Below are 15,990 nucleotides of genomic sequence, written 5' to 3'. Positions count from 1 at the left end.
GAACCCACCGCGGCCCGGCTGGTCCGCGGCGATCACCTCGCGGTAGGGACCGGAACCCCGCACCGCCGCGGCGAACTCCCGCAGCTCCCTGGCATAGCGGGTGGGGTCGGCGCCGAGCACGGCCACGGTGAGGTCCGGATCGGCGGCCAGGGCCTGGCGGTAGGCGTCGGCGGCGGCGAGCCGGGCGGCCAGGTCCGCGCCGTCGACGAGGTCGCGGGCGGCCGCGAAGAGGTAGAACGGGTCGGGCCTGCCGGGCCGCGCGGGCAGCCCCTGGTAGACGGTCCGCCACCGGGTCAGTTCGGCCGGGTCGCGGGCGAAGGCGAGTGCGCCGCGGGCGTTCGGCCCGGCCGGGAACGCCACCCCGGCCGGCTCGCGCCGGGGCCGCTTGGCCTGGCGGCCCTCGGCTGATTCGTCCGATGAGGACGATCCGCGGGTGCCGGGGACGGCGGGCGCGACTTGGGCGGTGGCGGGCTGGGGTGTGCCGGGCGGGGACTGGGCCGGGGCGAGGGCCGCGAGCGCCAGGTTCAGCGCGTCCGTGGCGGCGGCGTCCTGGGGGGTCGCCTGGGCCGTGAGCAGCGCCTGCTCGCCGACGTCGTGCCCGGACAGCCGCACCTCGACCTGGACGCCGCTGTCCTGGTTCAGCCCGGCTTCGTGGCCGTGCACGCGCAGCACCACGTGCTCGGGCCGGACGTCCAGGCCCAGCTCGCCCAGTCGCACGCCGTGCGCGGTCAGCTCGTCGGTGAGCACCGCGGCGACCGCGTCCGCCCGCGCCTGCCCGTTCGCCTGCCCGCGGTGCCGGTGGAACGGGACGGGGCGGCCGTACCCGTCGACGGTCACCTCGGGCGGGGGCACGTTGTTGGCCCGCCGCCAGGCCGCCGCCGCGGCCACCGCCCTGGCCAGGGCGCGCACCTCCGCCACCTCCGATCCCGGCAGGGTGGTGCTCCGGCTGGGGAATCCCACCTTCAGTCCCGGGATCCGGCTCATCGTGAGGTCGGCGATCCGCACCTCCGGCGGTCCGGCCCCGTCCGCTGGCAGCACCTCGGTGAACTCGCCGTTCTCTACCCCGCGGGTCGCGGTGTGCGCCCACACCTCGACCACCCCGGTCGCGCCGAACACCCGCGCGGGCGCACCCCGGAGCTGCCGCCACCTGATCTGGAACTCGGCGGCCCTGGTGGCCTCCGGCAGCCGGAGCGCGTTCGTACAGCACTGCCCAAGCGAGACCGGGCTGGCCGGATCCAGGCCCGCCCGCTGGAACACCTCGGTGCCGAAGACCAGGGTGGCGGCCTCCGCCCCGTCGACCGCGACCGCGTCGCCGATGTGCAGCGGCCGGTCGGTGCGCAGCGCGAACACGAAACCCGCGGCGGAGCCGTGGCCGTCGAGGGACCAGGACCGGCCGGGGATGCCTGCCCACGGCGCGAGGTGGGCGACGCTGCGGATGACGTCCCGGCCTGTCCGGTCCTGCTCGGTGGTCTCCCGGAAGTAGTACTTCTGCCGGGTCGCGGAATCGCGGTAGGCGGCCAGGTGCATCTGGTGGGTGTCGCGTTCGTCGCGCGGCAGGAACTGCCCGTGCACACCCAGCGCCTCGTTCGCCATGGCGTGCGTGACGATGTCCCCCGGGCCGGGCAGCATCGGCGCGCGCGAGGTGAAACCGTTGCCGGTCAAGGTGATCCGGCCGTCCGGGGTCAGGGTGGTCTCCCCCTTCGGCAGGTGGATCCACCGGGAGAAGCCGCCGCTGAGCAGGGATTTGCCGAACGTCCGGGCGCCGGTGCTCTTCCCGTCCAGTCCCAGCAGCACGATCGGCCGGTCGCTGCTGCGGCCCATCCCCCGCCCCAGGATCCGGCGCAGTTCCGGATCGGCGCGCAGGACCTGGCCGAGCTGGTCCGGGGTGAGTGCGATGGCGTACCTGGGATCGGTGTGATCCCGCCACAGACCGCGGTAGCCGAGGTCGCCGGAACTCGCCAGCACGAACAGCGGCAGCTCGCCCTGGGCCCATGGCGTCCGCACGGTCCGGGCGCCGCCCGCCACCTCGGCCTGCCGCACGCTGGCCGCGGTGACGTTCCAGGACCACACGTCGACCTCGTCGTCCACCCGCTGGTCGCCGAGGGACAGGTGCACCGCCACCGGAACGCCGTCGCGGTTGGCGAGCACCTTCCGGCGCAGATCCCCGGCCCGCAGCCGGGAAACCCGGACGAAGCCCACGCCCGGCCCGGTCTGGATCCGGTCCGCCTCGATCCGGGCCGCGCCGTCGGGTGCGTGCGTGTCGTGGAAGAAGCCCTCGGCCCGCAGTTCACCGGCGAAGTCGAAGCCGAGCCCGCCGAAGTTGTCGCGCACCGCGGCATCACGGGCCACCAGCACCACCGGCCGCCGCGGATCAGCCTCCAGCAACTGCCGGAAATCCTGGTCCGCCAGCAACATCCGCCCGAACTGCCTGCCGTCCAGCTCCAGCGCGGGACCGGCTGAGGTCCCGATGCGCACGTGCTTCCCGTCCGGGGAGTCCACCGCGACGACCAGCGGATCAGTGCCCTGCCACGGCCCGCGCAGCGTGGCGGTGCCGTGCTCGACCTCGTCGATGAAGTCCCGCAGTGCGGCCGTTTCCGTCGCGGGGTCGCGATCGCCGCCGCGCACCGGGAAACCGAACACCGAGTCCGAGGACACGTGCACCACCTCGGCCAGCTCCGGCGGCTTGCCCTCGGTGAACTTCGAGCCCGCAGGCACGGTCGTCAGGGCGAACGTGTCGGGTCTGGTGTCACCGGTGACATCCCAGCTCACCCATGGCCCGCTCAGCGCACGCAGCTTGGCCAGGAACCGGGCGTTGGACAGGCCCCTCGCGCCGGGGGCCAGCGCGTCGTCCTTGCCGATCACCAGCAGTGGCGGGCGGATCGGCCCGTCGGTGAGTCGCTGGAACGTCGAGGAGCGGAGCAGCAGCGAGGCCAGGTGTTCCGGGGTGACCGGCAGCAGGGAATCGTCGTCAAGGCGCACGGTGAACTCGGGGCCGGAGCTGCCCACCATCAGCACCACGGGCCGCGTCCGGTCGCCGTCGGTGGCCGGGGCCCAGACCTGGGTGGCGTACTCCCTCTGCCAGTCGCCAGCGGCGTCGACCGACTCGGTGGCCACCGCGCGCAGGCGGTAGTCGGTGGTGTCGGCCAGCTTGTCCGCCGATTCGGCGGCGAAGGCCATCCCAAAGGACCCGCCGTTCTCGCGTTTCAGCTCGTGCCAGTGCAGATCGTCCGGCCCGGCCACGGACACCAGGTCGAAGGAGGCGGTCGCCACGCCCGCCGCGTCCAGCGCCAGCCGGTCGGTGGCCGCGCTGATCTTGCGGTACTTCCCGTTGCCGCGCAACGCATTGGCGAACTCCCGCGCCGCCCGCCGCGACCCCACCGGATCCGCCGGATCCGCGGCGGCCAGCCGTACCGGCACCTTGTGGTTATCGGCGAGGAAGTGGAACCACGGCGAGGTCCGCACCAGCCGGGCGAGTTCGGCCCCGTCGACCAGCACACCGTCGACCAGGAACCGGTCGCCCTGGCCGGTGGCGTAGACGTAGAACGGCTTGGCCCGCTGGGACACCGAAGGCAGTGCCTGGTGCAGCTCGTCCCACTGGTCGGTCTCCGGCGCGCCGGTCGCGCCGAAGCTGAGGCCGCCCGCGGTGTGCGCGTTCACCCCGTGCTCCCCACCGCCGGGCTGGGCGAGGCGCACCGTCGAGCGGCTGGCCGTGGAGGCCACCGAGGCGGTGTCGGAATCGCTGTCGGATGGGGAGAGGGAGGAGGTGCCCGGCTGGACTGACGCCGAACGCCGACCCGGGCGAGGGGTGAGACCGAAACCCTGCCACTCGGCCAGCTCGGCCTCCGGTTCCGGGTCGCCGCCGATCGGCTCGGGCGAGCCGGGGTCGGACCGGGCGTCCTCGTCCTCATCGGTAGCCGGGTCGAACTCGGACTCCTGGTCCGAGGCCGGGTCGAAGTCCGACTCCGCATCCCGCTCCGCGGCGACCGGCTCGATCTCCAGTCTGAAGCCCGTGTTGGGCCGGAACTCACCCAGCTCGCCGTCGGCGCCGACCTCCTGGGCGCCCCGGATGAAACGCGGCAGCACCCCACCGGCGAAGGCGATCTCCGACTCGTGCTCGTGCAACGAGGAATGCGCCAGCATGGTGTCGTTGACGACGATGCCGCCGGGCGCCTGGATCTCGTACCGGAACCGGCCGTGGTAGAGCCCGCCGGTCTGCGGGTGCCGGTGCAGTTCCGGGTCGCTGGTGAGCGAGACGTACACGCTGCCGTTGTCGGCGACAACCCGGGAACCCAGGTCGTAGTTGTTGCGGTCAAGGGGCACGAAACCCGCGGCGAACACCTGCTCCGGGCGGGCCAGGTCATACCGGTACAGCGGCTCGGCCGAGGTCCGCCAGGCCGGGTGCCACTCGTCGATCCGGTCCAGCAGGACCTCGCGCACGGCAACGGCGTTCAGCTCGTGCGGGTCCACGCCGTACCGGCGGGTGGTGGTCCCGTCCGCTGGCGCCGATCGCCGCCCGGGAATCGGCGCGCGCGGGCCCGCGCCCAGCTCGGTCGGCGTCTCCTCAGTGGGGAAGAAGGCCCCGGCCCGCTCTCCCCCGGACCGCGTCACCGGCACCCGCAGGAAGCCGCCGGGGCCGCCGAGGTGCTGCTGCGTGCCGTGCCGGGTGTCGTCCCCGGTGCTAGGGAAGAACCTCGCGCTGACCCCTGCGCTCACCCGGTCCGCCCAGGCCACCAGTTCGGCCGGGGTCAGGCTCGCCGGGGCGGCGAACTTCGGGTCGTTGAGCACAAAAACCCGCCGACCGTCCACAGTGGATGCTCGCAGGTAGGCGGCGTGGAACGGGGTGTCCAGCACGACCCCGGCACCCTCGGCCACCTGCCGCCAGAACTCCGCCCGCGCCCCGCCGGTCGCCAGGTTCTCCGCCAGGCCGACCCGGGGCTGCTTGCCCTCGAACAGGTCGGTGGCACCGAACAACGTGCCGTCCGGCTCCATCGCCAGCTGCGCCTGGAACTTGGCGACGTACTGCTCCTGGTCGACCCCGGTGAGCCTGCGCGCGCCCCGGTCCACCAGCAGTGGCACGGCCAGCACCGCGCTGCCCACCCAGTCACCCTCGCGGACCTTCGGCGTGAGCACCGGGACCGTGGGCCGGTTCAGCTCGGCGGCGGCCAGCTTCTGCATCGACCGGGCCCAGCGGTCGGTCAGCGCCCGCCATTCCCGGCGCACACCGGGGTCGCGCTGATCCGCGCCCACCAATGCCAGTGCCCGCCGCTCGATGGCGTCGAATTCGGCCCGCGCGTCCGCGACCCGTTTCCTGGTCATCTGCTCCTGGCTGCGGCCGAACAGCCGATCCTGGGCGTCCCTGATCTCGGCGGGGACCCGGCCGATGCGGCTCTCGGTGGCGGCGGCCACCACGCGGCCCAGGTGCAGCAGCGCGGGCAGGCCGGGCGCCCTGGTGCGGACTCCGGTGTTGACCGCGGCCGCGACGCAAGTGTTGAGGAAGTACTGCTCCTCGTGGCCGGTACCGGCGAACAGCGCCTCGGTGAGCGCGGCCGGATTCGCCAGCAACGCGGTGGCCAACGGCGTCCCGGCCACCGCCGCCCGCGCCTGCGCGCCAAGGTTCACCTGACCCAGGACGGCCAGGCGCACCGGCAGTTCCGCGGCCGGGATGGCGAGCCCGTGCACCAGGGAGGCGGGCTGGGCGAACGGATCCTCGCCCCGGGCAAGGGAAGCGTTCAGATCGTCGAGGACCTGGGCAAGCCGGGCGGAGCTGAGCGGCCTGATCTCCCGCAGGTCCCTGACCGGGGTCAGCGAGGCGGCCAGCAACGCCTCGGTGACGAACCCGCGCACCCGCCGCACCACCGCCGGATCTCCTTGCCCGGCAAGCGATTCCTGGAGTGTGCCGAGCTGATCCCGGACCCCCTCGGGCAGCGCGTGGTGTTCGAGCCTGCCGTCGGTGGCCAGCGCGGTGTACTCGGCGATCCGGGCGCGCACGGCATCGGTCGGCAGGGTCAGGCCGGGCAGCCCGTGGGTGAGCCGGTCGTACCCGGCCTCGGCCTGCCGTTGCGGGCTGTCCTGGGGCGAGCCGAAAGAGACCTCGATGGTGACCCGGCGCCGGTCCGCCGGTGTGCCAACGCTGTCGCCGGTCCGGGTGTGGATCGCGATGTCCCCGGCCGCCACGGTGGGCCGATCCCCTTGCAGCACGGCGAGTTCGGCGGTCAGCGCGGCGTGGTAGACCGCCCGCACGTGCCCGGCCCGCTGCCGCGCGGCCGGGCCAGGACCGGGGAAACCCCGGCGGCCGTTGCCATAACCGGTGATCGTGACCTCGGGTGCGGGCAGCCCCAGCTCCGCGCGCAGCACCGCCGCGCGGGCCACCTCACGCGCACCCGCCCGGATCCCGCCGCGCTCCGACTCGGGCGTGCCGCGCTGCCCCTGCTCGAACCAGACGCCGACCGCGGCCAGCTCGTGCACGCCGCCCAGTGCCACCGCCACCAGCGGGTTGGCCGCCAGCGCCTGCTGCTCGAAGAAGGACTCCCCGGGTTCCTTCGTGTACATCCGGAAATGCCAGCGCTGTGGCCCCGGCACCACGTTCAGCTCAACGGCCATCGCCTGCCAGGCTCGCCGCCGCCGCTCAGGATTCGCGTTGTCGTAACCGGTGTCCGCGATCCCACCGAGAGCCTCCGCCAGCACGCGGTGGCGTTCCAGTCGCCGCGCCTCGGCGGTGTCCCCGGCCGTGCGGGCCAGTTCCGCCCGGGTGTCGAGTTCCGCGGAAATCCGGTCGAACCCGTGGTGCCGGGCCAGGTTCTCGTTGATCGCGGCCCGGACGGCGGCGTCGAACTCCGCGACGTGCGCGTGGTTCTCCAGCGTGACCTGGGTACGGCCGTCAGCGCTTTCGGCGATCACGGTGGCGAAGTGGTACCCGGCCTCCTCGTGCGCGCCCGGCACCGACACCCGCACGTACAGCTGCCCCGGCTCGGCCCAGGCGAACTGGTTGAGCCCGGCCCGCCGCGCCGCCTCCGCCAGCAGCGCACGCTCGGGCGGGTGGCTGAGCATCCCGCCGTAGCGATCGCCGGGCAGTGGCCTGCCGGGACTGCCGCCCACCTGCCGGAGGTCCCGCCCGGCGAACGCCGCGGCCGCGGCAGCGTCCACTTCGGACACCGCGTCCGACTCAACGCTCTCCGCCAGGCCCTCGGCCAGGTGCAGGGTGCCGGTCACCTCCAGGCCGTCGTCGATGTTCACCGGCACGACCTCGGTGGCGCCACCCGGTTCCCGGAACAGCAACGTGTCGGCCTGGGCGCCGTGCACGATCCCGGCGAAGTCCCGGCCGACCTCGGCCGGCTCCGCGGGCAGTCGCGGTGTCACCCGGTGCAGCACCCGCTGCTCGCCCGCGTCACCGATGATCACCCGCGAGTCCTGAACCTCGAACTCGACCAGGCTGCCCAGCCGCCGCAACGCCTCCCTGGCCCCGGCCAGCACCTCCGGCGTGGCGAAGAACTCCCTGGCCTCGTTGACGGCCTCGGCGCCGGTGACCGACCCGGTGCCGTTGAGCGCGAGCGTGCCGTCCCGCGCGATCCGCAACTCCGGCCGCTCCTGCGTGCGCAACCCGCTCTCCGGACGTCCGGCGACGGGGAAGTCGTTGCTGGGCACCGGTTCGGCGGCGATGGGCCGCAGCGACTCGAACAGCGGTGCACCTTCGGGTTCGGTCCGGTAGGCGCGGGTGAGGTTGGGCCTGGGGGTGAGCGCGGACCCGGCGATCTCGACGAACCGGCCGCCGTTGTCCACGTTGATGGCGCCGAAGGCGGGCACCAGATTGATCGGCTGGGTCGGCGCGAAGACCCGCCGGTCAAACCCGCGTTCGGTCAGCCGCTGCCGGAAGTCGTAGCCACCGCCACCGGATTCGTTGCGCTGCCCCGATTCGCAGGCCAGCAACACGATCGGCGCGTCCGGCCGGTCCCGCAGCACCCGCCGGAAGTCGGGGTCGGCCAGCGCGATCTCGGCCAGGGTGGCACCGTCGATCCGGAGAATGCCCTGGTGCGTGGTGGCCCGGAAGCGCTCCGGACCCGCGTGCAGGTAGAGGAAGACCGGCTTGCGCGCGGGATCGGCGCTGTCCCACTGGGCCCGGTGAACGGCATCAGACTGTCCACTGTGGAGTGTGTGGTACTCGCGGACCGGGTGCGCGCTGGTGCTCTCGGCCCACAGCCTGGCCACCCGGTCATCACCGTCCCTGGTGGGCAGGGCGATGCCGAGGAGGTCCCGGTCGGCATCGCGCATCGGCTCCCGCCGCGCCTGGGGCAGCTCGAAGGCCATCTTCCGGTTGAACGGACCAAGCCCGCTGCCCAGCGGCGCCGTCGGCACGACCGCCCCGTCCGGCAGCCCCGCGGTGACCGGGCTCGGCGCCGCGGTCCCCTGGTCGGCGGCGGGCACGTCACCGATGGCCAGTTCCACCAGCTGGAAGAACCGATCCGGCATCCGCACCGCATCCGGCGCCACCGCGGTGTAGTCGCCCATGAGCGTGCCCTCGACGCGCAGACCGCCCGGCTGGGCCCCGTGCTCGTCCACCAGGCCGAGCATGTGCCCGTACTCGTGCGCGCCGGTCACCGGCTGCTGTCCCGGATGCCAGTTGTTCTGGTCGACCGGGCGTTCCGGATCCATTGTCACCACATGCCGGTGGCCGTCCGCGGTGTCCGGCACCAGCCGGAAATGCAGCCGATCGCCGTTGGGCCGGGTCCGCGGCCCGCCGTCGGCGTCCTGGTTGAAGTACTCGTCAATCCCCCGCCGGGCACTGCGCAGCACCGCTTCCCGCACGGCCTCGCTGTGCCGCCCCTCGGGATCCAGCTCGACCCGCACGGTCACCACGGTCGTCGGCTGACCGTGGATCGGCCCGCGCCACACCTCGAACGCCGACCGCTCCAGCACCGGCTCGGCGGAGTGCACCCCCCGCCTGCGCCCCGGCTGCCCCGGCACCGGCTCCCACCGCCACTCACCCGGCCGGGTCCGCACCCGCCCGCGCCGGTGCGCCCCTGGGAAGAACTCCACCTGCGCCAGGCGGTTCCGCCACCCCGGGTGGCCTGCCCCGGCGGCGGGGACCTCCGTCGACCCGCTGGACTCGCCCGAGGTGCTGGACTCCTCCTCCCAGGGATTCAGCGCGTCCTCGATCCGCTCCCGGTGCTCGGGCAGCAGCTGGTACAGCAGCACCAGTGGTTCCGGTTCCCGGTCGAGCACGCCCGCCCCGCCGACGGGCTCCCGATCGGCGAGGTTCGCCAGCGAGTCGAGCACGGCCTGGACGTCGACCGCGCGGCCGATCGCCCGGTTGTGCCAGATCCGCATCACCACGTCGGCCAGTGCGCGGTTGACCCTGCGCCGCGCGGCGAGGGCGTAGTAGTTGCGCATCAGCTCGACGTCCTCGCGGAAGTCCTCATCGACCCGCTGCCAGGACATCGGCTCGGCCTCGACGAGGTCGGCGAAGGCGTAGGCACGAGCGTCGGTGATCGCCACCACGGGGGTGACGATCGGGTAGTAGTCGTGCCAGTCGTCCGGGTTCTGCTCGCGTTCGGTCATCAGTTGGTCCCGCACGGCTTCGGCGGTGCCCTGGTAGTGCCTGGCGTCTCGCGGGTCCAGGTCCATCGCGGCGAGCCACTGCTCGACGGTCAGCAGCCCGTCGGGGTGCGCGGTCGGATCGATCACCGCCCAGTGACCACCGTGCGGATCGTCCACGAACAGCGTGGTGGCCACGTGGTAGTGCATCGGGACGGGCAGCGGCCGGTTGCCGGTGGCGTGCTCGGCGGTGGTGAGCCGCATGTGCAGCGCGCCGTACCCGGACGCGAAGATCTTGTGCGGCTCGGCGCCGAGCTGCCAGAGGGCCAGCGCGATGCGGTGCGCGCGGAAGTAGCACCCGTCGTCGGGGTAGTCGTGCGGCAGCGCGAGGGCGCCGTAGCGGTGGTGGTCGAAGGTCAGCTCGCGCATCCGCCGGAACCAGTCCTGGGCCTGCTCCAACGGCACCGGATCCGAATTCACCTGGCCCAGCAGGTGTTTCAGGTAGCCCGATTCCTCCGGCCGGGATGCCAGCAGATCCGGGTACAGGTCGCGGCCGAACTCCACCCCATATGCCTCCGTCACGGCCAGGATCGCCTGCGCGTCCCGGTTCAGCCCGCCCAGCAGCGTCACCGCGCCCTCGAAATCGCCGTTCCCGACCCGGGTCCCCACCTCTCGCGCCAGCTCCACCACCTGCGGCAGATCGACCGGTTGCTCGCCAGGAGGCACCGCGGTCGAGTCGATCGGGCGTTCCGCGGCGGGATCGGCGGGGAACACGCTGACCCGGCCCATCACCTGCAACGCCCGCTGATAGTTCACCGTGGAGAGCCGCCCGTCCTCGTGCGCGGCGGAAAGCACCCCGGCCACCCGCGTCGAGAGCCTGCCGGAATCGGGCAGCCCCATCAGGCGGTGCAACCGGCCGAGCAACCTGCCACCGTCGACCGCGGGCTCGGCCAGGGTCAGGACCACGGCCTGGTGCGCGCGAGCGACCTCGGGCGAGGGCAATGGCGCCCGCGGCACCCGCGCACCGCCCGGCAGCTGCGGGGTGACCGCCTGCTCCACCGCGGACCTGCCGGCGGTCGGCGGCGGCTCCCGCGTCCCGGCCTCGGCGGGCTGACGGTTCTCCGCCGCGTACACCCCGGCGATCTCGTTGTCGTACAACGCCTTGGCGTCCCACCACGCCTGCTCCGCCGCGCGCTCGGCCGCCACCGCCGCGCGTTCCCTGGCCACCGCCTCGGTGTAGCGCCGCTTGTCCGCCGCGCTGACGCCGCCCCGGTCCAGTGCCAGCGACTCCAGCTCGCGCCTGCGGTCGGTCAGGCGGCGCAACTCGGTGTCCGCCTTGAACAACGCCTGGCGCCGGTGTTCCAGGTGCTTGCGGGCCGAGGGCAGTCCCCGGGTGCGGGCGGCCGCGGCGTTCCTGGCGATGGTGAACTGCTCGCGGACAGTGTCCAGGTGGGCGCGCTGCCGTTGGATCCGGGTGTCGAGTTCGCCGAGGCGGTCCGCGTTCGCCCTGGCCCGCCGCTGTTCGCCCGCCTCGATCGGCCGCCCGGCCTGCTCGGCCGCCGCGGTCGCCGCGATCCGCCGCCGCTCCGCGTCCAGCCAGGTCTTTCCCTTGTCCGCCAAGGCATCGGTGGCCCTGGCCAGTGACTCCGGCAGGGTCTGCCCGGTCAGCGCGGCGGCGTCGGCCTCGCGCACCCGCAGCGCGTAGGCGTCGTGCACGCGCAGGTCCTGGTAGGTGGCCTGGTCCTGGTCCCCGCCGAACGCGGGCTTGGACCGGCGGCGCGCGACCACCCGGAACTCCGCGCCGGCGAGCAGCACCCGCGAGTGCTGGTCCTCGCCCTTGTTCGTCCACGGCATCAGCGGGTCCAGGACCGGGCCGTTCTCGTCGAGCCTGGTGGCCTTGAGCCGGTCCGACTCGGGGCCGGTGAGCACCCGACCCTGGCGCAGCGCGTAGGCCGACTTGTCGCCGAAGGCCGTCCGGCTCGGTGCCGACGTGGGATCCACGCCGGTGGCCCGCTCGACGGTGGTCGACTGCCCGGCGCTGCCGAACGGCGCGGTCTGCACCAGCGCGGTCTCCTTGCCGGTGCTGACCGCCATCTCCGCGGCCTGCCGGGCCGTGGTGTACGAGCCGATCCGGACACCGGCGCTGGCACTGGCGAACCTCGGCTGTGCCGGCAGCCGGAAGTGGATCTCCACGGTGCGGTCGACGCCACCGGGCAGCGGCACGGCGAAGGTCCCGTCCGCGGCGGCGGACAGCCCGGCGCGCACGGTCGCCGGGGTGATGGCCGCCTGCAGCGCGCGCCTGATCTTCGGGGTGATCCGGATCCCCGACCCGGCCAGCACCTCCCGCACCCGCGCGCGCAGCACCTCGACGTCGCCGAAGTAGTGCTCGGCCCAGTAGTGCTCGAGCGCGGGCAGCCTCGGCGCCGGTGTGCCGTCGGCCAGCCGGGACCGCCAGTCCGCCAGGTCCGGTCCGGACAGCGTGCCGGTCACCGGGCGGGGTCCGGTCGTGGTGCTGCCGAGCCTGCCGCCGTGTTCGGGCGCCGGGTAGGACTCCTCCGCGATCTTGGTGATCCGCACGTCCTCGGTCACCGGGACCGCGGCGATGGTGCGGCCGTGCCGCTGGATCCGCAGGTCCAGCTCCAGCCTGCCCCGGTGCACCGCGGCCGGTCCGCTGAACGTGCCGGAGTGGTTGTGCCGCACCGAATGCTCAGCCGACTTCTTCCGCCGCCGCCGTCCCACCGCGATCTCGACGCCGAGACCGGCGCCGGTCTGACCGTCGGCGTGCCGGGTGCGGGCCACACCCGGCGCGGAGTCCTTCGGCGGCAGCCCGCGGGTCTTCCTGAGCCCCATCGCCGCGCGGACCAGGAACATTCCGTTGAACAGCGTGCGTGCCCTGATCCTGGTGTCCTGGCCGCCGAACTCGGCGCTGACCGTGGCCTTGAGCTTGCCGACGTTGCGCACCACACCCCGTTCGGGGGCCTGGGTGAAGGCCGCGTCCAGGGTCAGCTCGTAGGTCTGGCCGCTGAAGCGGAGTTCGGCGCGGATCGGGTTGGCCTGGCCGCCGTTGAGCGAGTTGTGCACCGCGCCGTTGACCTCGGACAGGAACCGCTTGACCGCGTCGATGTTGCCGTTCTTGGGGTCCAGGCTGCTCTCCGGCAGCAGCCGGGCCGCCAGCTCGGGACCGATGCCGGGCACCTGGGCCAGTTCCGCGCGCAGCTCGGCGATCCGCGGGCTCAGGTCGATCCGGTCGATGATGCCGCCGAGGCCGATCGACTGCCCGGCCGACTCCCCCGGCCGCAGCGAGGGCGGTGGCTCGATCCCCCGCTCCACCGGCGCTGTCGCGTTCGCCGGCGACGGCGGGGTCCCGGTGCTCAGCTCGTGGAACTGGTCCTCGGTGAGCCAGACCAGCGCCGACTCCGGCAGGTCCAGGACCTCGCCCGCGGTCCGGGCCGGATCCGGCTCGGCCAGGCCGAAGCTGAGGTTGCCCTTGTAGCGCGCCTCCGCGACCACGGTGGCCTCGATGTCGACCCGGGCCAGCACCACCTTGCCCGGCAGCTCGCGGAGGGCGATCTTCTCCCCGCCCTTGAGGTGCTCGGCCTGGGACTCGCCGCGTTCGACGGTGAACACCGAGGTCGAGATCCCGAAGATGCCCCTGGGCACGACCCTGGTGTCGCTGTCGGTCCCCGACTCGACGTTGCCGGTCAGGATGGGCACGGCGATGACGTAGCCGCCGTAGCGGTCCAGGGTCCCGGCACCGCCGGTGGCCTTGCTGGAACTCTCCAGCTGCCGGGTGACCTCCTGGTACTCCGCCGCGCTCACCTGCCGCGCGGACAACCGGGGCCGGAAGGACACGCCCAGCGCGCCGAAGAGGTCCGCCTGGCGGCGGCCGTGCAGCAGCTTGGTCGAGTCGATCACGGTGGTGCGGTTGAACAACCTCGGGTCCCGCCGCAGTGCTTCCGGGGCGAGCCGGGAGTTGATCGAGTAGGCGATGTCCCCGACCCGCGAGCGCACCACCGGATCGCGTTCGGTGGCGATGCTCAGCATCTCCTCCGCCGAGCGCTGCACCGCTTCCGCGCCGGTGAAGGCGAGGATCTCGACGTCGTCGAAGGACCGGGACAGCGGTGCGGGCAGCGCGTGCGGGGCGGGCGCGTCGGCCAGCGGGCGGTTGGGCCGGGGCTGGACCGGTTGCTGCTGACGGGGATCCGCCTCGCCGAGCAGCACCTCCGGCAGCAGCATGCGCAGCGGGACGGTGATCGGGTCCGGCGCGGTGAGTCGCGCGTGCGCTGGCAGATCCCGGCCCCGGCGGCCGAAGCTGATCTTGCGGATGGCCTGGGTGTGCCGCCGGTCGGCGTGGATCTCGCTGGTGATGGTCAGTTCGGCCCGGAACTGGCGGACCGGCCGGTCGCCGAGCTTGCCCTGCTCGGTGAGTGAGCCGCCCCGCCACCGCTCGAGGTTGTGCTTGCCGCCCAGGGACTGCGTGGTCTCGCTCGCCCAGGTCCGCGCGCCGCGGGCGCCGAAGTACAGCGCCCCGAACACCGCGGTGCCGCCGGTGGCCCCCAGCGGGCCGAGCAGCCTGCCCTGGGGCCCGCCGGCGACGCCCAGCCCCCGGCCCCGGCCGCTGTCGATGCCGGTGACGTCCTTGGCCCGGTAGATGCCCAGCAGTTCCTCGGCGGTGAGCGGGTTGCCCTCGCTGATCTCGCCGACCTCGGCCTTGAGCACGATCGTGGTGCGGTAGTCGTGGAAGTACCCGGCGCGCTTGACCGGGACGTGCAGTCCGGGGCCGATCAGCCGGTTGGTCAGCCGGTTGATCTCCGGTTCGGACAGCGCCACGGTCAGCGCCTTGCCCCGTTCCAGCGCCGCCAGCGCCTTGGCGGTGAGCTTGCCGTCCTTGATGTCGTGGTCGGTGAAGGAGCGGATGAGCTTGTCCTTGTTGAGATACCAGCCCTTCTGCAACGGCACGGCCTCCAGCAGCGGCCGCAGCGCCTGCGCCAGCAGCTGACCGCTGCTGACCTCCTCCACCATGCCCAGGATGGCCTGCCCGTGCTCGAACTCCCTTGGCCCGAACCGGGTCCGGTCGGCGCCGGAGCGGAACTCGGTGTCCCGCGGATCGGCCTCGACCAGTCCCGCCCAGCCTGCCTCGCGCGCGGTGGTCCACTGCACCGCGTTGACGTTGCCCCGCAACCGCCACGGCTGTTCGCCCTCCCGACCGACCTGCCGCACCTCGATGTCGTAGACCATTTCGTACCGAACGGCATCGCCGGTGATCTTCAGCGCCTCCTTGGCCGCGGTGGACCCGGTGACCCCGCCGGTGGCGCCATGTTCCAGCGTAGTGTCGTAGGTGAGCCCGCCCGCCGCGATGAACGCGGGCGCCAGCTCCGCGCCCCCACCCACGAAGGCGTGCACCCCGGTCAACCGCTGCACCCCGTGCCGCCCGGTGTGCTCGTAATGCTCGTGCGTGCGCTGGGTGATGCTGACCCCGTGCTTGGTCTGATCCACCCGCACCCAGCGCGCGACCGCCCGCATCTCCAGCTGGGTACTGCGCTGCCGCCACTCGAACCCACCCCGGTTCTTCCCCTTGAAGATCACCGGCGACCGGATCCACCTCTTTTCCTGGTACGCCAACTCCTTCCGCTCCCGCACCTCGGATGGATCACCGGGATCCCGATCGTCGTAGAGCGCCATCGCCCGCAACTTGGCCGCGATATTGCGCTCACTCAGGAACTCCTGAACCACCTCCCGCCCCTCGGACCCGACAGCCGTGGCCCCCGCGAAACGCGCCCCCAGCTTCGCGATGACCTGATCGGCGAAGGTCGGGATGTCGCTCGGCAGCGGCCCCCGATTGACCTCAACCGCCTCCACCAGCGTGTGCCCCGGCAACCGAACCAGCTTCGGCCCCGCCAGCCGCCCGTCCTCCCCCAGCAACCGCCGCCGATCAGCCCGCCCAACCGGACTGACCCCAAGCCGCGCCAGCGCCCGAGCCCGTGCGGGCCGGATGACCCCACCCCACCCATCCCGCTCCGCCCGCAGAACCCGGGCCCCCGCGCCGTCCCGATTACCCAGATCCACCGGCATGGCCAGCGTGACCTCGCCATCGGCGGCGACAACCGACCCACCCACCACCGGCCGCACCAGGTTCCCCGCCTCGTCATGGAGGCTGAACTCCGCCCGAAACGGCACCGACACCTCATGCGGCGAGCCATGCTCGATCCCCGAGGACCCACCCAGTTCCTGCCGCACCTCACTGCCAACCTCCTCGGTCGGCGCGGACTGAACCGAAGGAATCACCTGCACAATGACCCCCGGCAACCCGGTGAACCGCAACACCGGAGCGATGTTGTTGTCCCGCCGATCCCCCTCCCGCACAACGGAACTCACCTTGGACTTCGATGCCTGCTCAAGGTGATAACCAGCCTCACCCTTGTCCCGCAACAGCTCCCCAGCCCAGTCAAACCGCGAGACCAT

The 15,990-nt window shown here is 73.1% G+C and carries 1 protein-coding gene (running past one end of the window); it reads right to left on the bottom strand.

The genetic code is table 11. From position 1 onward, the window contains the following. Positions 1–15,990: the 5' portion of a scabin-related ADP-ribosyltransferase gene (locus HNR67_RS23780; RefSeq protein WP_185004450.1), read on the bottom strand. The gene continues 12,735 nt to the left of window position 1, outside the view; only the first 15,990 of its 28,725 coding nucleotides appear in the window; the start codon lies at positions 15,988–15,990; its stop codon lies beyond the left edge, outside the window.

The organism is Crossiella cryophila (assembly GCF_014204915.1).
Taxonomy (GTDB): domain Bacteria; phylum Actinomycetota; class Actinomycetes; order Mycobacteriales; family Pseudonocardiaceae; genus Crossiella; species Crossiella cryophila.
Note: the sequence above shows the minus strand (reverse complement) of the source record. Positions and strands in the feature narration are given on the sequence as shown.